General features: G+C 59.7%; 21 protein-coding genes and 1 pseudogene. 15 read left to right on the top strand and 7 right to left on the bottom strand.

The window, feature by feature from the left end; translation table 11 throughout:
- The first annotated feature begins 210 nt into the window (after nucleotides 1–210).
- Both JFN91_RS20850 and JFN91_RS20845 read left to right on the top strand, forming a co-directional pair.
- On the top strand, nucleotides 211–549 hold the full coding sequence (locus tag JFN91_RS20850) for a hypothetical protein (protein ID WP_236015296.1): 339 nt from the start codon (nucleotides 211–213) through the stop codon (nucleotides 547–549).
- 329 nt (nucleotides 550–878) lie between these two features.
- Nucleotides 879–1,472: a L,D-transpeptidase gene (locus JFN91_RS20845; RefSeq protein WP_328747806.1), complete on the top strand. Its 594-nt coding sequence runs from the start codon at nucleotides 879–881 to the stop codon at nucleotides 1,470–1,472.
- 36 nt (nucleotides 1,473–1,508) lie between these two features.
- Here JFN91_RS20845 and JFN91_RS20840 read toward each other — a convergent pair whose 3' ends face one another.
- Nucleotides 1,509–1,838, bottom strand: a complete 330-nt coding sequence (locus JFN91_RS20840) for a cytochrome C (protein ID WP_199391070.1) — start codon at nucleotides 1,836–1,838, stop codon at nucleotides 1,509–1,511.
- 316 nt (nucleotides 1,839–2,154) lie between these two features.
- On the opposite strand from JFN91_RS20840, the gene JFN91_RS20835 reads away from it, so the two are divergent.
- Nucleotides 2,155–2,610 (top strand): response regulator, encoded by a 456-nt coding sequence (locus tag JFN91_RS20835; protein ID WP_199391069.1) that lies wholly within the window; start codon nucleotides 2,155–2,157, stop codon nucleotides 2,608–2,610.
- Nucleotides 2,610–4,157 carry a SpoIIE family protein phosphatase gene (locus tag JFN91_RS20830; protein WP_199391068.1) on the top strand — a complete coding sequence of 516 codons (1,548 nt, stop codon included), beginning with the start codon at nucleotides 2,610–2,612 and terminating at the stop codon, nucleotides 4,155–4,157. The genes JFN91_RS20835 and JFN91_RS20830 overlap by 1 nt, the downstream gene beginning before the upstream one ends.
- Before the next feature lie 19 nt (nucleotides 4,158–4,176).
- On the opposite strand, the gene JFN91_RS20825 is transcribed toward JFN91_RS20830, so the two are convergent.
- Nucleotides 4,177–4,593: a secondary thiamine-phosphate synthase enzyme YjbQ gene (locus tag JFN91_RS20825; protein ID WP_199391067.1), complete on the bottom strand. Its 417-nt coding sequence runs from the start codon at nucleotides 4,591–4,593 to the stop codon at nucleotides 4,177–4,179.
- A complete protein-coding gene (locus JFN91_RS20820; RefSeq protein ID WP_199391066.1) occupies nucleotides 4,550–5,455 on the bottom strand; it encodes a D-alanyl-D-alanine carboxypeptidase family protein in 906 nt (301 codons plus the stop codon). Before JFN91_RS20820 ends, JFN91_RS20825 begins: the two co-directional genes overlap by 44 nt.
- Before the next feature lie 138 nt (nucleotides 5,456–5,593).
- Between JFN91_RS20820 and mutL the strand changes: the two are divergent.
- The 4 genes and pseudogenes from mutL to JFN91_RS20800 all read left to right on the top strand — a co-directional run.
- Nucleotides 5,594–7,615 (top strand): annotated as a pseudogene (gene mutL, locus JFN91_RS20815) (DNA mismatch repair endonuclease MutL); the annotation flags it as partial.
- A gap of 45 nt (nucleotides 7,616–7,660) precedes the next feature.
- On the top strand, nucleotides 7,661–8,575 hold the full coding sequence (gene miaA / locus JFN91_RS20810) for a tRNA (adenosine(37)-N6)-dimethylallyltransferase MiaA (RefSeq protein ID WP_199391064.1): 915 nt from the start codon (nucleotides 7,661–7,663) through the stop codon (nucleotides 8,573–8,575).
- 12 nt (nucleotides 8,576–8,587) lie between these two features.
- Nucleotides 8,588–8,812: an RNA chaperone Hfq gene (gene hfq / locus JFN91_RS20805; protein ID WP_012529414.1), complete on the top strand. Its 225-nt coding sequence runs from the start codon at nucleotides 8,588–8,590 to the stop codon at nucleotides 8,810–8,812.
- A 267-nt stretch (nucleotides 8,813–9,079) separates the two neighbouring features.
- Nucleotides 9,080–10,378, top strand: coding sequence for a DUF512 domain-containing protein (locus tag JFN91_RS20800; RefSeq protein ID WP_199391063.1), 1,299 nt, complete (start codon nucleotides 9,080–9,082; stop codon nucleotides 10,376–10,378).
- A 73-nt stretch (nucleotides 10,379–10,451) separates the two neighbouring features.
- Here the strand turns inward: JFN91_RS20800 and JFN91_RS20795 are convergent, their stop codons facing one another.
- A complete protein-coding gene (locus JFN91_RS20795; RefSeq protein ID WP_199391062.1) occupies nucleotides 10,452–11,546 on the bottom strand; it encodes an AAA family ATPase in 1,095 nt (364 codons plus the stop codon).
- 299 nt (nucleotides 11,547–11,845) lie between these two features.
- Between JFN91_RS20795 and JFN91_RS20790 the strand changes: the two genes are divergently transcribed.
- The 5 genes from JFN91_RS20790 to JFN91_RS20770 all read left to right on the top strand — a co-directional run bounded on the left by JFN91_RS20790 (nucleotide 11,846) and on the right by JFN91_RS20770 (nucleotide 15,754).
- The gene (locus tag JFN91_RS20790; protein ID WP_199391061.1) at nucleotides 11,846–12,640 is read left to right on the top strand and encodes an amino acid ABC transporter substrate-binding protein; all 795 of its coding nucleotides are present in this window, start codon (nucleotides 11,846–11,848) and stop codon (nucleotides 12,638–12,640) included.
- A gap of 63 nt (nucleotides 12,641–12,703) precedes the next feature.
- A complete protein-coding gene (locus JFN91_RS20785) occupies nucleotides 12,704–13,723 on the top strand; it encodes an ABC transporter permease subunit (RefSeq protein WP_199391060.1) in 1,020 nt (339 codons plus the stop codon).
- The gene (locus JFN91_RS20780; RefSeq protein WP_215907478.1) at nucleotides 13,710–14,489 is read left to right on the top strand and encodes an amino acid ABC transporter ATP-binding protein; all 780 of its coding nucleotides are present in this window, start codon (nucleotides 13,710–13,712) and stop codon (nucleotides 14,487–14,489) included. Before JFN91_RS20785 ends, JFN91_RS20780 begins: the two co-directional genes overlap by 14 nt.
- 225 nt (nucleotides 14,490–14,714) lie before the next feature.
- Entirely contained in the window at nucleotides 14,715–15,443 is a 729-nt protein-coding gene (locus JFN91_RS20775) for a BON domain-containing protein (protein ID WP_199391059.1), read from the top strand.
- Nucleotides 15,440–15,754, top strand: coding sequence for a transcriptional regulator (locus JFN91_RS20770; protein WP_199391058.1), 315 nt, complete (start codon nucleotides 15,440–15,442; stop codon nucleotides 15,752–15,754). The genes JFN91_RS20775 and JFN91_RS20770 overlap by 4 nt, the downstream gene beginning before the upstream one ends.
- A 2-nt stretch (nucleotides 15,755–15,756) precedes the next feature.
- Here JFN91_RS20770 and JFN91_RS20765 read toward each other — a convergent pair whose 3' ends face one another.
- From JFN91_RS20765 to JFN91_RS20755, 3 genes are all read right to left on the bottom strand, one after another.
- Entirely contained in the window at nucleotides 15,757–16,188 is a 432-nt protein-coding gene (locus JFN91_RS20765) for an archease (protein WP_199391057.1), read from the bottom strand.
- Nucleotides 16,189–16,199: 11 nt separating this feature from the next.
- A complete protein-coding gene (locus JFN91_RS20760; RefSeq protein ID WP_199391056.1) occupies nucleotides 16,200–17,660 on the bottom strand; it encodes an RtcB family protein in 1,461 nt (486 codons plus the stop codon).
- A gap of 177 nt (nucleotides 17,661–17,837) precedes the next feature.
- Nucleotides 17,838–18,011, bottom strand: a complete 174-nt coding sequence (locus JFN91_RS20755; protein WP_199391055.1) for a GSU3473 family protein — start codon at nucleotides 18,009–18,011, stop codon at nucleotides 17,838–17,840.
- Nucleotides 18,012–18,213: 202 nt separating this feature from the next.
- Here JFN91_RS20755 and rpsA point away from each other — a divergent pair, with 202 nt between their 5' ends.
- A complete protein-coding gene (gene rpsA / locus JFN91_RS20750; RefSeq protein ID WP_199391054.1) occupies nucleotides 18,214–19,416 on the top strand; it encodes a 30S ribosomal protein S1 in 1,203 nt (400 codons plus the stop codon).
- 3 nt (nucleotides 19,417–19,419) lie between these two features.
- Nucleotides 19,420–19,647, top strand: coding sequence for a DUF3820 family protein (locus tag JFN91_RS20745; protein ID WP_199391053.1), 228 nt, complete (start codon nucleotides 19,420–19,422; stop codon nucleotides 19,645–19,647).
- The last annotated feature ends 75 nt before the right edge of the window (nucleotides 19,648–19,722 follow it).

Genomic DNA, 19,722 nt, shown 5'->3' with positions numbered 1-19,722 from the left:
ATGTGGGAGAGTAGGTCGCCGCAGGGAATTTAATAGAGAAAGCCCCGTCTGATTACCGGACGGGGCTTTTTCGCGTTCAGGTTCCTGGTCCCCTATTTCTTCTATTCCTTTTTCTCGTTTCAACTCCCCTTCCACCTAACCTTTACGTTGCAAATGCCGGCATGCCGGATAAAATTGGCGAGTGTTAATTTTACAACCAGGAGGTTCCTCTTGAAACTCTCCTTACTCTCCGTTTCTGTTGTCGCCTTCATGCTGTCCGGTTGTGTTACCAAAGGCTACGTCAGTAAGCAACTCGACCCGATCTCCTGCCGCGTTGACATCCTGGAGACGAAGAATGCTTCCCTCGACCAGCGTGTCATATCTCTTGAGAGCAGGCTCGCAACGCTGGAGAGTCAAGTCTCCCAGGCACAACTTGCCAACAAGGCCATGCTCGATGACGCTACCGCAAGGGCCACCGATAGCGCGCAAAGAGCCGAAGCTGCCGCGGCCTCTGCTACACAGGCCGCTGACAGAGCAGAAAAGATCTTCGAGCTGGGGCAGAAGAAATAGCAACGCCTATCGCCATGGCTAGGCTCTTGGCTCTCCTCTTTGGTATGGCGGCGCCCGCGTTTCTAGTACTGGAGATCTCTGCACGCCACGCTCAGTCGGCTATTTCCATTCCGCCAGCCTATGACGGTGGGTATGTTGGAGAACTTCGCCAGTACAAGGTACGCCAAGGGGAATCTCTCATCGAAATCGCAAAAAGGTTCGATCTGGGGTACAACGAGATTCGGGACGCTAATCAAGACGTCGAGCCGGTGCTTCCTAAACCTGGCTCCGTTGTTACGATACCTGCGGCGTGGATCCCCCCGCCAGTCCAAGAGCGACCTTGCATTGTCGTGAACCTTGCTGAATTGCGCTTGTTCTTTTTTCCTGAGGGCGGCACCACCCAGATCGAGTCCTTTCCTATAGGCATCGGAGATGAAGGCACAGACACTCCGCTGGGATCCTTTCAGGTTGTCGAAAAAATCGTGGACCCGTACTGGCATGTCCCGAAGTCGATCCGCAGACAGCGCCCACAATTACCTTCCGTAGTTGCTCCAGGACCGGGTAACCCTTTGGGACGGCATGCGCTGCGCCTGTCACGGCAGGATATCCTAATCCATGGTACCAACCGTCCCTATGGCATTGGCAGGCGATCGAGCCATGGGTGCCTGCGCCTTTATCCAGCAGACATGGCGGCTCTCTTCGTGAAAGTTCAAAAAGGGATGGGGGTAAGGATCGTAAACCAGCCTGTGAAACTGGGGATCAAAGATGGAAGGGTATTCATCGAGTTCCATCGCCAAAAGAGAGACACTACAGGTGTGGGAGAGATCCTGCACGTGATGGCTGACCGGAACTTGCTGCACCGAATCGACATGGGGAAACTGGTTCGCGCCTACTACCAGAACAGTGGGTATCCCGTCGAAATAACATGGACCGACCGAAAGTGAGGGGGGGCAAGCCCCCCGCCATCAGGTTTGCAACGTCTACTTCTTGGGCTTCAACGGACTGTCCTTGTAGAAGATGCCCAGTACCGACTGCTCATCCGCAGTTAGTTTTACTCCTTTTAATTCCATGCGGTGCTGGATCTTCTGCATATCTTTCCCTGCCGCGATAGCATTTTCGATGCGCTCGGCGGTGTGGCATGACACGCACTTCTTGTCGATTACCAGGTGTGCTTCCTTGAAGACGCCCCCTGTGACACTGCCAAGATTTTTGCCTGATGTGGGCGCGGATTTGGGCCCTTCCTGGGCAGCATACAGCGAGGTGATGGAAAGAGCGGTCAATGCAAAGGCCACGATGATGGTATGTCTCATTGCTTCTCCTTTTAGCAGGTGGGCTTAAACGGACTTTACATTAAGATATAGCAGAAAAATGTCGTCTCGCTCATAACCGCAGCTATTTCAAGCTTCAGAGCAGGAGAACTCCCTGATTCAATGGAAGATGTGGCTTTCCTATAATTTGTTTGAGTTTGCTGCTGCCCACGTGCGACGGCTCTCGTGCAGTGGGGGAGAGCAACCTGCGTAGCCCTATTGGTGTATCGCTATAAAGACGTGGTAAAATCTGTGTGTCCGACGCAGTCATTTGATGTCTTTCTCTGCTATGGGGTGGAGGCCTAAAGGAGATACAGGGATGTTAAAGCTAAAGCGCATATTGTTGGTTGAAGATAACGCCAACGATGCTGAACTCACTCTGGAAGCGCTGGCAGAGCATAATCTGGTCAACGGGGTGGATCTGGTCAGGGATGGGGCCGAGGCCCTGGATTATCTTTATCGCCGGGGGAAATACGCAGGTGAACCTGGGCCGAACCTGGCGGTCATACTGCTGGACCTGAAATTGCCGAAGGTGGACGGGCTGGAGGTTCTCAGCACACTTAAAGGTGATGACAAGCTCAAGTGCATCCCGGTGGTGGTGCTGACTTCGTCGCGGGAGGAAAGGGACGTTGTCGACAGCTATCGGCTAGGCGTCAACGCATACGTGGTAAAACCGGTCGATTTTTCCGAGTTCATCACCGCAGTCAAGGAACTCGGTGCGTTTTGGGCCATCATCAATGAGCCGCCTCCGTCATCTCATAAGGGCAATCGCTAATGAAACAGGAGCGCCTGCGCATACTGCATCTCGAAGATGATCCGATGGATGCGGAACTGGTCCTGATGACACTTACCTCCGAGGGAGTTGATTGCGAAGTCGAGGTGGTGTCGAGGCGGGACGAGTTCAGTGTCGCCTTGGAGCGCGGCGGCATGGATCTCATCCTGGCCGATTTTGCGCTTCCTGCTTTCGACGGCATGACCGCATTGGCAATGGTGCGTCAGAAACTGCCAGACCTGCCGTTTGTGTTTGTTTCCGGAAAACTGGGCGAAGAAGCAGCCATCGAATCACTCAAAAGCGGTGCCACAGATTACGTATTGAAGAGTCGCCTGTCCAGGTTGGTCCCGGCGGTGCAGCGTGCGCTCACTGAGGCACAAGAGCGGGCCAAGCAGCGACAAACCGAGCGTGACCTCGAGGTTGCTCACGCCGAGATCGAGAAGCGGGCCGAAGACTACCGCAACCTCTTTAACAGTATCCGGGACGTGATCGTGGTCGCCGACCATAATCGGACCATTTTGCACGTGAACCAGCCCGCTCTGAATGACATCTTCGGTTATGACTCCTCAGAGGTCATCGGCCTGAGCAGCGGAATTCTCTACGCCAACGACAAGGATTACGAGCGTACCGGTAAGGAAGTCTTCGACGTTAAAACCTCCGTGAAGGGGAAGCTGGTGGAACTACACTTCCGCAGGAAAAGCGGCGAAATCTTCATCGGCGAGTTGTACGCGATGAAGCGCCTGGATCGCTTTGGCAACGTGACCGGTAACATCTCCATCTTCAGGGACATCAGCGAGCGGAAAAAGGCAGAGGCTGACCTCAGGGAGAGTGAACTGCGTCGCATGCAGTTGCAGCTCGAACTGGTGTACGCCGCCGAGATCCAGGCCAAGCTGCTGCCGCGGGTATATCCGCAAATCGCAGGCTTCGACGTTGCCGCCCGCTGCCTTCCGGCGAAACAGGTCGGGGGGGACTTCTACGACTGGCAACAGGTGTCGCCCACGCTCATAAACCTGACTCTTGGTGACGTGATGGGGAAGGGGATGGCTGCTGCCATGTTGATGGCCACCGTCAGGGCTGCTCTCCATGCCGTCACTCTGTACAACCGGCCGGCGCAGGCGGTGCACCTGGCCGAGAAGGCGCTCAACGAGGATCTCGAGAACTCGGAAAGCTTCGTGACCCTCTTCCATGCTCAACTGGATTCCACAACGCGGACAATCTCATTCGTCGACTGCGGCCATGGCTACGTCTTCGTCAGGCGCCACAGCGGTTCTGTGGAAACCCTCAATCCACGTGGGCTTCCCTTGGGGGTGCAGGGTGACGAAGTGTACCAGGAGGGAGCGGTGCGCCTTGCGAAGGGTGATGTGATGGTCCTGTACAGCGATGGATTGGTTGATGCGAGGCCTGAACTGGAACTGACCCACGAGGCGCTTGCCAGACAACTGGCAGGAAAGAAGAGCGCTCAAGAGATGGCTGATGCCCTGATCGCTCTGACCGGGAAGCCAGACCCGCAGCCCGACGACATCACTGTCCTGGTGCTGCGGGGGCTATAAGTGTGCGGGACAATAAATACTACTCGCCGATGATCTTTACCAGGACGCGCTTTCTGCGCAAACCGTCGAACTCTCCGTAAAATACCTGCTCCCAAGGCCCGAGATCCAGTTTCCCCCCTGTGACCGCGACGACAACCTCGCGTCCCATGATGGTCCTTTTCAGGTGTGCGTCCCCGTTGTCCTCTCCATGGTTGTGGCGGTATCGGCTGTGCGGCTTTTCCGGTGCCAACCCTTCCAGCCATTCTTCGAAATCCTGATGCAGCCCGGATTCATCATCGTTTATGAAGACACTGGCCGTAATGTGCATGGCGTTACACAACAGGAGCCCTTCGCGTATGCCGCTTTCGTCCAGGGCCGCCTGAACGTCACGGGTGATGTTGACGAAACCGCGCCTACTCTTGATCTGGAACCACAGTTCCTTCCGGTGATGCTTCATCTTCTCTCCTTACTGGTGTCGTCGATTCAGGAATTGTTTTTGCGGCATGGTGCGGTGCCGAGGCAGCAAACGCGGCGTCGAGCAGGGCCGGTGCCGCTGCCCACCTGTTCCTGGAGTGCATGATGACCAGAAGGACCCTTGTGTCCTCCCGTTCCGCCACGGCGACCAGACATTGCCCTGCGTTGGGCGTGGTGCCCGTTTTCACTCCAATGGCCCCAGGGTACCTTCCGATCAGCCTGTTCTTGTTCCTGAGATAATAACTGCGCCTGCCGTCGAGCGTGGTGATGCGCATGTCGTGCCTGGCCACGATCTTCGCGAACTGCGGCAGTTGCATCGCCCTCTCGGCGAGGCGCGCCAGGTCGTGCGCGTTGGAGTACAGTCCCCTGTTGTCATGGCCGCAGGCATTGGCGAAGTGGGTGTTTTCCAGGCCAAGCGCCCGAGCCCGGGTGTTCATCTGTACCACGAAATCGGTTTGATTGCCACTGGCGTGATCGGCGAGGGCCCGGCAGGCGTCGTTGGCAGAGGCGATCAAGGTGGCGGCCAGCAAGTCGCGCACCCGTAATTTCTCGCCGCGTCGCAGCCCTATCCTGCTGCCGGTTTCACGCGCTGCTCCGCGGCTGACCACGACTACCTCGTCCAGGCCGCAGCGCTCCATGACCACCAGCGCTGTCATCATCTTGGTGAGACTGGCCGGGGCCCGGCGGATACCCGCATTTTGCTGGCGAAATACCTGGCCGTTGACCTTCACCAGGTAGGAGGTGGCGGGGTGGTACGAGCGTGCAGTGGTAGCCTGGGGGAGGGCAAGGCCGGTGATAACTGCCGCCAGAAGAACAGAATTTTTAACAGATGAGAAAATTTTCATGCAGCATGTTATAGCATTGTTTCCCGCTCCCGCAATTGAGTGCAGCGCGAAGGGGGCGCGCTGCCTGTTACAGCGAATCTTGGATTTACAAAGTGTCGCCCCTTAAGGTATCTTGCTCACTTCGATTACCGCAGCGTGAGGTCCACATTGGCAACCAAGATACGAATACTTCCCGAGAATCTGACCAACAAGATCGCCGCCGGTGAGGTGGTGGAACGCCCCGCCTCCGTGGCCAAGGAACTGGTGGAAAATGCACTGGACGCTGGCTCCAAAGAGGTGGTCGTGGAGATCGAGTCCGGTGGCAGGCGGCTCATCAAGGTAACCGATTCCGGTAGCGGCATGTCACGTGAGGATGCGCTTTTGGCGCTGGAGCGCCATGCCACCAGCAAGATCGCCAGTGACGAGGACCTATTCGCCCTGTCCACCCTCGGTTTTCGCGGCGAGGCGCTGCCATCGGTGGCCTCCGTGTCCCGGCTTACCATCTCCACCCGCACCAGCGACAGCCTGGAGGGGACCGAGATCTACGTGGAGGGGGGGCGCATCAAGGAGGTCAAGGAGTGCGGCATGGCTCCCGGGACGGTGATCGCTGTGCGCAACCTCTTCTTCAACACGCCGGCTCGGCTCAAGTTCATGAAGAGCGCGGATACTGAAGGGGGACATGTCGGCGAGTTGCTGACCCGGCTGGCGATTTCCCGACCCGATGTCCGCTTCACCTACAAAAACGAGGGGAAGACGGTATTTCGCGCCCTGGACGCCGATCTGAAGGAAAGGGTGGCGACCCTGCTGGGGCGGTCGATCGCCTCTTTTCTCTATCCAGTCTCCTATGAAGAGCCGGGGGGCGTGCGGGTGACCGGCCTGGTGGCCGCACCGGAGTGTAGCCGCAGCGCCGCCAGTCACCTCTATACCTACATAAACGGTCGCTTCATCAGGGACAAGGTAGTGCAGCACGCTATCCTACAGGCCTACCGGAACTTCCTGGAGCGCGGCCGCTATCCGGTGGTCGCCGTCTTCATCGATATCGCACCCGGGGAGGTCGATGTGAACGTTCACCCGACCAAACACGAGGTGAGGTTCCGCGAACAGGGGAAGGTGCACGACGCCATCCAATATGCGGTGGAAAGCGTACTCAAGCAGACCCCCTGGCTGAAGCGGCCAACGGCGCCGGCTTCAACTACTTCGACTGCTTCGATGACGCAGGCTGCCGGCGTGACCGGAGTTGCCACGGGCACCGTCCCTCCGTCTGAGCCGCGCCCCGTTTCCGCCCCGACAGCTGTACCCATGGAGGCACCGCCTCAGGCGGCCCCTTCTGCCGCGGCGGCTAAAGCGGCGCAGGAGCCGGTGCTCCCGGCAGAGTCGGCACTGCCGTCGGTGAGCGATGCGAAGGTGGCCGAGATCCGCGAACTGCTCGTGGGATATCAGCCTAAGCCCCAGCCCGCGCTGCGCCCCCATTACCACTTCGAGGCGCCGACGCGGAAGACAGAGGAGCCGGCATCCCCGCCTCTTAGCCAGGAGCCTGCCACCCAACTTCGCACCGAAGAGCCCGTGCCTGTTTGTCCGCAGGAGAGCGAGGCGCCTGGCTATTTCTCGTCGCTGGCGGTGATCGGCCAGTTCAACGCCTCGTACATCCTGTGCCAGCGTGGCACGGACCTGGTGCTGATTGACCAGCATGCCGCGCACGAGCGAGTGGCCTTTGAAAAACTTAAGGCGGAGTTCGCCGGTAAAGAGGTGGACAGTCAAGGGCTGCTCTTCCCGGAAACCCTGGAGCTTTCGTTCCGGGAGTCGGCGGTGCTCAGGGAGAATCTCGAGGAACTGCGGCGCCTGGGCTTCTCTTTCGAAGAGTTCGGCGGCAACACCTGGCTTCTGAACGGTGTGCCGCAGCTGCTATCCGGCACTGACTACCTGCGCACCATCCGGGATATTCTCGAGGAACTCTCCAGCTTGAGCCGCAGCCGGACCTTCACCGACATCCAGGAAGATCTCCTGGCGCGGATAGCCTGCCACAGCGTCGTGCGCGGCCGGCGGACGCTCACGGCCCAGGAGATTACCGCGCTGTTCAGGCAGATGGACGAGACGGACTTTTCCAGCAACTGCCCGCACGGCAGACCGGTAATGCAGACCCTGACGCTGACCGACGTGGAGAAGATGTTCAAGCGGGTGTAGAGCCGGCACGGCAGCAGATGGTGCGGCCGCAGTAGATGAGACAACATGACAGAAGAGAAGATAAAGCTGCTGGTGGTGGGAGGACCGACCGGGTCCGGCAAGAGTGATCTGGCCTTAAGGTTGGCAGAAGAGATCGATGGAGAAATCGTCAACGCCGACTCCGTGCAGATCTATCGCGGGCTCGACATCGGCACCGCAAAACCTTCACCGGAAGAGTTGGCCCGGGTGCCGCACCACCTGATCGACATCGTCGCGCCGGACCAGGACTTCACGGCTTCCGACTTCAGGCGCGAGGCCGCGGCGGCCATCGAGGACATCGCCCGCCGCGGGAAAAAGTCGATCGTGGTCGGCGGCACCGGGCTGTACCTGCGCGCCCTTTTGGAGGGGCTGCTCGATTCTCCGACCGGCGACCCGGAACTGCGCCGCCAGTTCGACGATATCCCGGGAGAGGAGCTGCTTCGACGCCTGGCCGAGGTCGACCCCGAGACCGCGGCCAGGCTGCACCCTAACGACCGTGTGCGCCTGGTGCGCGCGCTCGAAGTCTACACACAGACCGGGCGCCCCATCTCCGCCTTTCGTGCCGAGCATGGCTTTTCGGGCGACCACTACCGGGCCTTCAAGATGGCGATCACCGTGGACCGCGCCGAACTCTACCGGCGTTTAGAGATCAGGGTGGACCGGATGCTGGAATTGGGGCTGGTGGAGGAGGTGCGGGGACTCCTGGCCCAAGGCTACAGCCGCGAATTGAAGTCAATGCGTTCCATCGGATACAAGGAAATAACTGCACATCTGGCTGGCGAAATGACGCTGGATGAGGCAGTTACGCTGATCAAGCGTGACAGCCGCCGTTATGCCAAGCGACAGATGACTTGGTTCGGTAAGGAAAATGATATTTATTGGCTTGAATATCCCGCAGCATTTGCTAGTATCCTTGGTCATGTGATTGAATTTTTTGGGTAAAGGAGCGGAATCATGCCTAAAACGCCTTTTAACATCCAGGACCAGTACCTCAACCAGTCTCGCAAGGAGCGTGTAAAGGTCTTGGTGCAGCTCATGTCCGGTGAAAAACTGGAAGGGCATATCAAATCGTTCGATAACTTCTCTGTTCTCATGGAAGTTCATGGCGATATCCTCATCTATAAGCACGCGATCTGCAGCATCACCTCCGTAGATGGCGTTTTCCGCCTGCACCAGTAGCATCACTACCTGTGCAGGAAGCAGGCTTCCGGGTTAGCAGGTTCAATCCGGACGTCACTGCGTCGTCACGACAGTAACTCCTCCCAGCCGGCTCCAAAGGGCCGGCTCGTTTTTTATCTGTTGCCAAATTCCTCCTTCTCCACCTATCATTAAATTCTGCGCGCCGCCGCTCTCACGCCAGTTGCTTCGCCGGTTATCCTGCGACAGCTGTTCCCGCAGCCCGAAAATCTCCACTTCGGCCGCGGGGCGCGCACCAAGAGGGATTTCATGTCAGGACTGACTATCGATAAAGTAATGCCCGGCAGCATAGCCGAAGAGCTGGAGCTCGAGCCGGGCGACCGGCTGCTGTCGGTGAATGGCCACCCCTTGCGGGACGTCATCGATTACAACTATTTTGCTTCGGACGACGAACTTGAGCTGGAAGTCGAAAAGGCGGACGGCGAGCTTTGGGACCTCGAGGTTGAGCGGGACGAAGGGGAGCCGCTGGGCATCTCCTTTCAGGCCCCGGCGCCGGCGCGCTGCGGCAACAACTGCGTGTTCTGCTTCGTGCACCAGTTGCCCCGCGGGCTGCGCGGTCCCCTGTACGTGAAGGACGAGGATTACCGCCTCTCCTTTCTCTACGGCAACTACGTGACCATGGCCAACATCGGCCGCGCCGAACTGGACCGCATCAAGGAACAGCGGCTCTCCCCGCTCTACATTTCCGTCCACGCCACCGACTCTGCGTTGCGCGAGAAGCTCCTGGGGAAAAGCGGCGTACTTCCGATCCTGGACGTGATGCGGGAGCTGGCCGAGGCGCGCATCACCATGCACACCCAGGTGGTGCTCTGCCCGGGCTGGAACGACGGGGAGGCCTTCGCCCGCACGGTCGCCGACCTGGCTGATCTGTACCCATGGGTGGCATCGCTGGCGGTGGTGCCGGTGGGGTTGACCGAGCACAGGCAGAACCTGCCGGCACTGGCCCCGGTGACCAAGGAGTTCGCCGCCGACTTTATCGGCAGGTGGTACCCGGAGTCCCGGCAGCTTGAAGAGCGCCTGGGTGCTCCCTTCCTGTTCCTCGCCGACGAGTTCTATATCAAGGGCGACGTGCCGTTTCCAGGACTGGACAATTACGGCGACCTGCCGCAGTTGGAGAACGGCGTCGGCATGATCCCGCTGTTCCTCTCGGAGGCGGAACAGGTGCTTGAGGAGGCCGAAGCCCTCAAGCCGGCGAAGTTGACGGTGGTCACCGGCGAATCCCCCTACCGTTATCTGTCCGATTTCCTGAAAGAGCTTTCCGGTGCGACCGGGGTGACCATGCAGCCGGTGGCGGTGCGCAACAGGCTCTTCGGCCCGACGGTCACTGTCACCGGGCTGGTGTGCGGCGCAGACGTCGTGGCAGCCCTGCAGGGGATGGAACTGGGAGAAGTGGTGCTCGTGCCTGACGTGATGCTGAAGGAGGGGGAGGGCGTTTTTCTGGACGACCTGACCCTGGCCGACGTGGAGCAGCAGCTGGGGGCGGAGGTGCAGGTGGTCGAGTCGACTCCGTATGGGATCTACGACGCCCTGGTGCAGCGTCTGGGGTAAAAACGCAAGGCAGAAAGAAAAGAGCCGGAGAGGATGCGTCCCCTCCGGCTCTTTTTGTTTTTATGGTTCTCTCTTAACGGCTCATGGCGTCGATGACGTCGAAGTCGAAGACGCTCTCGGCGGTGGACTTGATCAGGTCGATCTTTTCCTTGTCGTCCGCCGTGATCTTCGAGACATGCTCGGTGAGGGTGATGAAGGTTTCCGCGGTATTCTGCGACGTGCGCAGGTACGGGATGTTGCTGTCGTCGAGGATCCGCTGGGTGATGGCCGACACCGGCGCGGAACCCGGGACCACGATCCCCGCCAGCTTGCTGCGGTAGGCCGGGATGTTGTACAGGGCTGACGCGGTGACGATCAATTCGTCCCTCGAGCTGGTGGTGATCAGCAGCGTGGAGTCCTGCAGGGTGTCGATGACCCGTTGCGATGAAGCGGCCCCCAACTGGATGTGGTTGATGATCCGGTTCTTGCCTTCCTGGTCCCCTTGCAGCGGCAGCTTCAGAAGCTTGGAGAGGTCGAGCAGGGTGGGGTTGGCCAGGGTGGGCGAGTAGTCGAAGGCCCCCGCCACGTTCTGCTGGCGGCTCTCGAAGAATGCTCTCAGGTACCCCAGGGTCTCCTCGCGCTTGTTGGCCAGAAGCTTGTTCACCAGGACCAGCTTCACCTGCGCGCCCTGCTGCTGGAACAGGGAGAGGTTCAATTGCACCGAGTCGATGACGCAGCCGATGCCGCCGCTGGCGACCATGATCACCGGCGCATCGAGGGTGCGGGCGATCTGCGCGTTGTTGATACCCACCACCGAACCGACGCCGCCATGACCGGACCCCTCGATGATCAGGAAGTCGTTCTTGGCTTCCAATTCGCTGACGGCTTTCTTGATAGCCTCAAGGGGAGCCTCGGGTGCGATCTCGCCGGAGAGGTACCGTTTGGTATAGCCTTTCCCGACGACAACGGGCGACATGAGCTTGCGGTCCGCCTCCATGCCGTAGATGGAGGCAATGAGCGCCGCATCCATATCCATCTCCACGCCGTCCAGCATGAAGACTTTGGGACCGATCGGTTTTATGAAGCCCACGCGGGCGTATCTCTGCTTGGCCAGGTGGAGCAGCGACAGACTGATGGTGGTCTTGCCGCAATGCTGGCCGGTGGCAGCAATGAAAATCTTTTTACACATATGTCTAAGCCTCGTGGCCTTTCTTACGTGTTGGTACCTATCACCCGGATTATACTTTTTTGGAAAAATAGGGGCAACATGGTATACGGTACCGGGCCCGGAGCTGACAAAAAGGCGCAGTCGCTGTGCCTGCCGAACTACGTTGTCACCTTATGGTTCTGCCTGGGGCAAGTCCTGTTATCTTCTTGACGCTTCCGCCATATTCTGCAATAATCCGCCGGTCTAAACGCCTGTTTGTTTACATCAAATATTTCTAAGCTTCACCATCACCGACCACAGCATAGAAAAGGAGCGTAAACGTGAAAAAGATCTGGGTTGTCCTGTCGTCTCTGCTTGTCCTTGCCTGTGCCGTCTCTGCCTTTGCCGGCGACGGTTCCTTCAAAAGGGTCAAAAGCCAGGGTGCTCTGACCATCGGCCTCGATGATGCATTTCCCCCGATGGGCTACCGCAACGACAAGGGGCAGTTGGTCGGCTTTGACATCGATGCAGCTGAAGAAGTCGGCAAGCGTCTCGGCATCAAGATCAACTGGCAGCCGACCGCATGGGACGGCGTCATCCACGCTCTCAACTCCAAGAAGTTCGACTGCATCTGGAACGGCATGACCATCACCGACGAGCGTAAGAAGGAAGTTGCCTTCACCAAGCCGTACAAGATGGACGGCCAGGTCGCTGTGGTCCGTTTCGCCGACAAAAAGCACAAGAAGCTTGCTGACCTGAAAGGCGCCAAGGTAGGTGTTCAGAAGGGTTCCTCCGCCGTCGAGGCCGTCAAGAAGCTTCCGGCAGCCCCTGCCGAGGTGCGTGAGTACGAAGACAACCCGAAGGCGCTGCTCGACCTCGAATCCGACCGTCTCGACACCGTCATCATCGACGACGCCACCGGCCGCGACTTCATCGCCAAGCGCCCCGGCAAGTTCCGCATCCTCCCGGGCAACATCACCAAGGAGCCGTTCGGCGTTGCCTTCCGCAAGGAAGACGTGGAGCTGCGTGAAGCCGTTCAGAAGACCCTCGACAAGATGGTCAAGGATGGCACCATGGCCAAGATCTCCAAGAAGTGGTTCGGCGAGGACATCACCAACCCGAAGAAGTGGAAATAGTTAACGTTTCCCCCTCCCCCTCCGCGGGGAGGGGGGACTGCCACAGTTAAATCAGGTGTGCCGATGAAATTTTTTACCGGCAGGGTCGTCAAAAGAGCGATCCTGCTTTTTTCATGCTTGCTGTTACTCCTGGCTTCGGTCTGCTTCGCCAAGGATTACGATCAGCTCTTCACCGACGCCAACGACGCCATGGCGCAGGGGGATCTTCCCGCCGCCATTGCCCTGCTGAAGAAGGTCGAGTTCGAGAAGGGCGACGAAAGCGGCGCCTTCGTCAGGAGCAGGATGCAGATTGCAAGACTGCAATTCGCCCTGAAGGACATGGAGCAGGCAAGCTCCGCTGCGAAGGAAGTCCTGGCCGTCTACCCCGACAACAGCGAGGCGTTGAACTTCCTCGCCTCGGTCAAGCAGGAGCAGAAGCCGCGCTACAAGGTGTTCATCGAGGACTGCCTTCGCTTCCTGCCTCAGCTGCTGAAGGGTGCCGTGATGACCATTACCCTCGTGGTGTGCATCATCCTCATTTCGCCCATCGGCGGCCTCCTCATCGCGCTTGGGCGCATCAGCACCTTCAAGCCGGTGTCGGCAATCTGCTGGTTCTTCATCTGGCTCTTCCGCGGCACACCGCTGCTGCTGCAGCTCTTCTTCATCTACTACGGCCTCCCGTCCCTGGGCATCACCTTCAAACCCTTCACCGCCGCCATTCTCGGTCTCGGTCTCAACTACTCGGCCTACCTGGGCGAGATCATCCGCGGCGGCATCCAGAGCATCGAGCACGGCCAGATGGAGGCTGCCAAGGCCATCGGCATGAGTTACTGGCAGGCGATGCGCCGGGTCATCATCCCGCAGACCTACAAGCGCCTCATGCCCCCCATCGGCAACGAGTTCATCGCGCTGATCAAGGACACGGCGCTCGTTTCCACCATCGCCATGGTCGAACTGATGCGCTCCGCGGACCAGATGTTCAACGCCTACTTCAACGTTACGGCGCTGATCCTGGCGGCGCTCATCTACCTGCTGTTCACCACCATCTTCACCTTCGTCTTCGAAAAGATCGAGGTTCGGGCCGGCATCTATGAAAACCGCTAACCAACCGTTGTTAAGCCTCAAGGGGATCACCAAGCACTTCGGCTCGCTCACCGCCGTCAACGGCGTCGACCTCGACGTCTGCCCCGGCGAGATCGTGGTCATCATCGGCCCTTCCGGGTCAGGGAAGTCCACCCTGTTGCGCTCCATCAACTTCCTCGAGGAGATCGAGGAGGGGACCATCGTCTTCGAGGGGAACGAGATCGGCTACGTGACCAGCAAGCACGGGCGCCGGCACCTGGACGTGCCGCACAAGATCTGTGCGCTGCGCTCCGAGATCGGGATGGTGTTCCAGCACTTCAACCTGTTCCCGCACATGACCGTGTTGGGCAACGTGATGGAAGGACCGCTCACAGTGCAGAAGAAGAGCCCGGAGCAGGCGCGCGAAATCGCCCTGGACATGCTGGCCAAGGTCGGCCTCTCCGACAAGCGCGACGTCTATCCCGCCACCCTTTCCGGCGGCCAGAAACAGCGCGTCGCCATCGCGCGCGCGCTCGCCATGCGCCCCAAACTGATGCTCTTCGACGAGCCCACCTCGGCTCTCGATCCGGAACTGATCGGTGAGGTGTTCGATACCATTCGCGACCTCGGCAAAGAGGGGATGACCATGATCATCGTCACCCACCAGATGGGTTTCGCCAAGGAGATGGCAGACCGGGTCATCTTCATGGAGAAGGGGGCCTTCGTGGCCCAGGGTACCCCTGAGGACTTCTTCGCCAACCAGATGGAACACGACCGCATCAAATCCTTCCTGAACCGCATCCTCTAGCACCAGCGGCGGCAGCACTCCTGCCGCCGCTTTTGTTTCTCCACTCTTTCTTCCGGCAACTCAGCATCGTTGTTTCGCCCCGTTCTCCTATCCCGCCCACGTTCGACAACATTCCTCCCCATGCTACAATGTATCCGTTGTTTTCGTGACGTTTATTAATCTCTAGCTCCGGCCGTTCACATGGGAACGATTCTTCCTAAGAATGAGCTGGGAAGGGGGAGAGGCATGATCAGAGCGGATGAGGTCATCGGAACCATTCGGGCTGCACTCGAGCGGGAGCCGCGGGTGAACCTGCACGGCCATCCCATTGAACTGGACTTTGCCGATGGTGTGGTAACCGTTGCGGGGGAGGTTGGGGGGATTGCCGCCAAGAAGCTTGCTCTTAAGATCGCTGCGTCGCCTGCGCCGGTGAGCGGCATCGTGGACCGGTTGCACGTCGAGCCGTCCGAGCAGATGGAGGACGGTGCCATCCGCGACCATGTCTGCAACGCGCTCTCCAGCGAGCCCGCCTTCATGCAGTACGCGGTCCAGGCTATCGTCAAGCAGGACCTGGAAGAGGTGCGGGGCACCGCGCAACGGGGGCTGGAGCGGGTCATCGAGGTCGAGGTGAACGATGGCGTCGTGATCCTGAACGGCAGGGCGGAGAGCATCTCGCACAAGCGGTTGGCCGGCGTCCTTGCCTGGTGGGTGCCGGGCAGCAGGGACGTGGTCAACGGGATCGAAGTGTGGTCCGACCCGGATGAGAACGAGGATGAACTGGTGGACCTGATCAGGATTGTCCTGGAGAAGGACCCGCTGGTGAACGCGGCGCAGGTCTCCATCCACAGCAAGGATGGCGTGGTTACCATGGATGGGGCGGTTCCGACCCCGAACAACAAGCTTGCCGCCGAGTCCGATGCCTGGTACGTCCTGGGGGTGAGTGAGGTGGTGAACAACCTGGTGGTCACGGGGTGAAGGAGCGCCCCGGGCAGCCCTTCGTCCCGCCGCGGCGGCAGGACACCGTGCGCCAGGAACTTGCCGCCTTGTTGCGGGGAGAGAGCCTGACTGCGAAGGAACTTTCCGGGCTGGTGGGGATTTCGGAAAAGGAGGTGCTGGAGCACCTGGAGCATCTAAGGATCGCACTCCACGGCAGGCTGGACATGACCCCGCCCCGCTGCCTGGAGTGCGGTTTTTCATTTCAGAAGAGAGCGCGCCTGAAAAAGCCGGGTCGCTGCCCGGTATGCCGCAGCGAACGTATCATCGATCCTTCTTTCACCATTGGTTGAACCTACACGTCCAGCACCACCGTCGCCCGCCACCCTTGCGGCACCTGCTCCACCTTGTAGCGCAGCATGGTCACCGCCTTGACGTCGGTCCTCATCTCGTGCCGGGTCGGGGTGATCTCCTCCCCCGACAGCGTCGCCCGCACGGCGAGTCCGCTGTCGCTGGGTGAGATCTCGATATCGCCGGGGAGCAGGATCAGCCTGCGCGCATCCTTGTAGAAGATCAGTTCGTTGAGAAAGTCGAAGAGGAGCATCTCCTCGTTTTCCTGTTCCAGCTTCACCTCAAGTGTCTGGGCCGGGCGCACCTCGGTCAGGTTTTCCACCATCACCTCCATGGTGGCCCGTGCCGCCTCCCGGAACAGCTCTTCCAGTGTCGGCGCCCAGGCGTCGAAGGCGACGTCGGCATGTGCGATGTCGCTGCGGTACTCGAACGGCATGGCCTTTCCTCCTAACCCTTGATGTTCCCGATGGGCACCAGGCGCGCCACGCGCTTGCTGAGCCCCGCCAGCTCGGTTGCCTCAACCACCTCGTCGATATTCTTGTAGGCTGCACCCGCTTCCTCGGCGAGTCCCCCGAAGGAGTCGGTGCGCACGTAGATGCCGCGCTGCTCCATGTCGCGCTGCAGCTGGTCACCCCGGAAGTTCTTCTTCGCTTCGTGCCGGCTCATAGTCCTGCCGCTGCCGTGCGCCGTGGTGAACCAGGCGTCCCCCCCTGTCGACATGCCGGCCAAGAGGTAAGAGCCGGTTTCCATGCTTCCCCCGATGATCACCGGCTGTCCGGTCTTTTGGTAGCACTCCGGGAGCCCCGGGAGCCCAGGTCCGAAGGCGCGGGTGGAACCCTTGCGGTGCACCAGCAACTCCTTGCGGCTGCCGTTGACCAGGTGCCTTTCCAGCTTGGCGGTGTTGTGGGCGACGTCGTAGACCATGCGCATGCCGAGTTCATCCGGCGAGGCGTGGAACAGGTCGGAGAATACCTCCCGGATTCGGTGCAGGATGACCTGGCGGTTGGCGAAGGCCATGTTGACCGCGCATTTCATGGCGCTGAAGTAGGCCTGACCTTCGGGGGAGTGGAAGGGGGCACAGGCCAATTCCCGGTCCACGATCTTGATGCCGTACTTGCGCTCCATGACCGAGAGGAAGAGTTTCAGGTAATCGGTAGCTACCTGGTGGCCGAAGCCCCGGCTGCCGCAGTGAAACATGATCACCACCTGGTTCGGGACGGTGGTCAGTCCGAAGGCTTCGGAGAGTTGCTGGTCCATGATGTTCTGGGGCTGCACCACCTGGATTTCGCAGTAGTGGTTGCCCGAACCCAGTGTCCCCAACTGGTTGTAGCCGCGCTCCACCGCCTTCTGGCTGACATCGGAGGCGTCCGCTCCTGCGAAGCACCCTCCTTCCTCGGTCATGTCAAGGTCTTGCTGGGTGGCGAAGCCGTTTTTGAGGCACCAGCGCGACCCCTGCTGCACTACGGAACGGAAGTCGTCCCCCTTCATCTTGATGAAGCCGTGGCACCCGACGCCGGTCGGGATGCGCGCGAAGAGGCGATCGACCAGCTGGTGCAGCTTGGGCTGGACCTGCTCGGCGGTCAGGTTGGTGAGCACGAGCCTCATGCCGCAATTGATGTCGAAGCCGATGCCGCCGGGAGAGATCACCCCGGAGCCGGGGTCCATGGCGGCGACTCCCCCGATGGGAAAGCCGTAGCCCCAGTGGCCGTCGGGCATGCAGTAGGCGTAGCGCTGGATGCCGGGGAGCGTGGCGACGTTGCTCACCTGCTCGAACACCCCGGCGTCCATCTCGTGGATCAACTTCTCGCTGGCGACGATCCTGGCGGGGACCAGCATCCCTTCCTTGTGGCTCACCGGCAGTTCCCATATCGTTTCGCTGATCCGTTTCAGCGCAGCTGGCTCGTTCATAGGACCTCCGTTTGCGTCAGATGGCGAAGCACCCGGAGATGTTACCACAACTGAAGTTGCTTCGCGGGAGGAGTGGCGGGTTTTGAGGAGGGCGGGGAAAGGGGCGAGCGGTTTGTGGCGGCCCGTCTCCTGGCAGTAAGGTGGGCAGCTTCTGCCGTTGCTCTTGGTGGCGGTATGTCAGGCCGGAAGGCGACGTGACAGGGACGGGGAGGGCTGAGTAGTGTCCTCCTTTTTCACCCAATGCTCGGACCTGTCAAAACCGACGATGCACCCGGTCGATACCAGGTGGTCCAGGAAGTAGTCGTTGATCACGTCGTAGGTAAAGTCGTCATAGCAGACCAGTACGCCCATTGTTGTCTCCTCCGGTATCCATCCGTGAACTTTACAGATGCAATACCTATCGGAATCTTTCGTCGCGACCTGAAGAAAGTTTTGTCAGTACCAGTCACAAACATCGAATGTCAGCGGCTCAAGTAGTTGACAAGGGTACGGGGTCCCCTGTATGCTCCATGGGTGCTAAAGCGCGCAACAACTACGTTGAAGAGGTACTTAAATGGATAACGATCACAGGGAAGAGATGGAAACCGAAGAGGAGAGCTTTGCCGATCTGTTCGAGCGGAGCCAGAAGGATGCCGGCCGCCTGGAGCCGGGCGCCAAGGTCGAGGCGACCGTACTGCAGATCGCCAAGGACTGGGTCTTTCTGGATACCGGCCGCAAAGGCGAAGGGATCCTCGATATCAAGGAACTCCTTGACGCCGATGGCAACGTGAGCGTCAAGGTCGGTGACAAGGTCACCGCCTGGTTCGTCTCTTCGCGCAACAACGAGATGCGTTTCACCACCAAGCTTGGCGCAGGGAGCAGCCACTCCGCCGGCAACGCGCAACTCGAAGAGGCCTACGCCGCCGGCATCCCGGTGCAGGGCGTGGTCGAAAAGGAAGTAAAAGGTGGTTTCGAGGTGAAGGTGGCCGGTTCCCGCGCCTTCTGCCCGTTCTCCCAGATCGCCCTGAGAAGGGTGGAGGACACCGCGGCCCTGTTGGGCAAGCAGATGTCCTTCAAGATCACGGAGTACTCCGAGAAAGGCCGCAACATCGTTCTTTCCCACCGGGCTCTGCTCGAGGAAGAACTGCAGCAGCAGAAGGATGCCCTTAAAGAGACCCTCAAGGTTGGCGACCGCGTGAAAGGTACCGTCACCTCGCTGCGCGACTTCGGTGCCTTCGTTTCCATCGGTGCCGTCGAAGGGCTCCTGCCGGTGTCCGAGGTTGCCTGGGCCCGTGTCAACCACGTCAGCGAGGTCCTCACCGCCGGCCAGGAAGTAGAAGTGGTGGTGAAGGGGATCGACTGGGAGAAGAACCGCATCTCCTTCTCCTTGAAAGACACCCTGGCTGATCCCTGGGAAGAAGCGGCGAGCGCGTTCCCCGAGGGTTCCTACCAGAGCGGCAAGGTGGCAAGGCTCACCCCGTTCGGCGCTTTCGTGACCCTCGCCAGCGGCGTCGACGGCCTGATCCACATCTCCAAGCTCGGTGCGGGCAAGAGAATCCAGCACCCGAAAGAGGTTCTCTCCGAAGGGCAGGAAGTCGAAGTGAAGGTCGAGGCGGTGGATCGCGAAGCCAAGAAGATCTCGCTCGCCCTCGCCTCGGTCAGCCGCGCCGCCGAGGAGCAGGCCCAGAGCATGGACGCCTACAAGAAGACTGTGGCCGAGGCCCCCAAGGGTATGGGTACCTTGGGCGATCTGCTCAAGGCGAAGCTGAAGGGCTAAGCGTTGGAGGATCTTTTCCCCGACCCCGCCCAACTGCTGAAGCTGGCCCGCACCCGGATGCCCTACGGCAAGTACGCCGGGTCACTGCTGGTGGATCTCCCCGAGCCGTACCTGGTCTGGATGCGGCAGAAGGGGTTCCCCGAAGGTGAACTGGGAGCCATGCTCGAGTCTATGTACGAAATAAAGGCCAACGGCCTTGAGTACCTGTTTGGTCCGCTGCTGCACCGCTGATCGCTAGCCACTCCAAAACAAAAAGCCCCTCTTGCCGCAAGGCAAGGGGGGCTTTGCATTTCACGCCCGAGAGGC

This window comes from Geomonas anaerohicana, from assembly GCF_016458305.1.
Taxonomy (GTDB): domain Bacteria; phylum Desulfobacterota; class Desulfuromonadia; order Geobacterales; family Geobacteraceae; genus Geomonas; species Geomonas anaerohicana.
The sequence above is the reverse complement of the archived record's forward strand: the minus strand, read 5'-3'. Positions and strand labels throughout refer to the sequence as shown.

Coding starts and splice junctions, on each gene's coding strand:
- JFN91_RS20840 (WP_199391070.1), bottom strand. CDS start 1,838: ATGAGACATACCATCATCGTGGCCTTTGCATTGACCGCTCTTTCCATC.
- JFN91_RS20835 (WP_199391069.1), top strand. CDS start 2,155: ATGTTAAAGCTAAAGCGCATATTGTTGGTTGAAGATAACGCCAACGAT.
- JFN91_RS20830 (WP_199391068.1), top strand. CDS start 2,610: ATGAAACAGGAGCGCCTGCGCATACTGCATCTCGAAGATGATCCGATG.
- JFN91_RS20825 (WP_199391067.1), bottom strand. CDS start 4,593: ATGAAGCATCACCGGAAGGAACTGTGGTTCCAGATCAAGAGTAGGCGC.
- JFN91_RS20820 (WP_199391066.1), bottom strand. CDS start 5,455: ATGAAAATTTTCTCATCTGTTAAAAATTCTGTTCTTCTGGCGGCAGTT.
- miaA (WP_199391064.1), top strand. CDS start 7,661: ATGACAGAAGAGAAGATAAAGCTGCTGGTGGTGGGAGGACCGACCGGG.
- hfq (WP_012529414.1), top strand. CDS start 8,588: ATGCCTAAAACGCCTTTTAACATCCAGGACCAGTACCTCAACCAGTCT.
- JFN91_RS20800 (WP_199391063.1), top strand. CDS start 9,080: ATGTCAGGACTGACTATCGATAAAGTAATGCCCGGCAGCATAGCCGAA.
- JFN91_RS20795 (WP_199391062.1), bottom strand. CDS start 11,546: ATGTGTAAAAAGATTTTCATTGCTGCCACCGGCCAGCATTGCGGCAAG.
- JFN91_RS20785 (WP_199391060.1), top strand. CDS start 12,704: ATGAAATTTTTTACCGGCAGGGTCGTCAAAAGAGCGATCCTGCTTTTT.
- JFN91_RS20780 (WP_215907478.1), top strand. CDS start 13,710: ATGAAAACCGCTAACCAACCGTTGTTAAGCCTCAAGGGGATCACCAAG.
- JFN91_RS20775 (WP_199391059.1), top strand. CDS start 14,715: ATGATCAGAGCGGATGAGGTCATCGGAACCATTCGGGCTGCACTCGAG.
- JFN91_RS20765 (WP_199391057.1), bottom strand. CDS start 16,188: ATGCCGTTCGAGTACCGCAGCGACATCGCACATGCCGACGTCGCCTTC.
- JFN91_RS20760 (WP_199391056.1), bottom strand. CDS start 17,660: ATGAACGAGCCAGCTGCGCTGAAACGGATCAGCGAAACGATATGGGAA.
- JFN91_RS20755 (WP_199391055.1), bottom strand. CDS start 18,011: ATGGGCGTACTGGTCTGCTATGACGACTTTACCTACGACGTGATCAAC.
- rpsA (WP_199391054.1), top strand. CDS start 18,214: ATGGATAACGATCACAGGGAAGAGATGGAAACCGAAGAGGAGAGCTTT.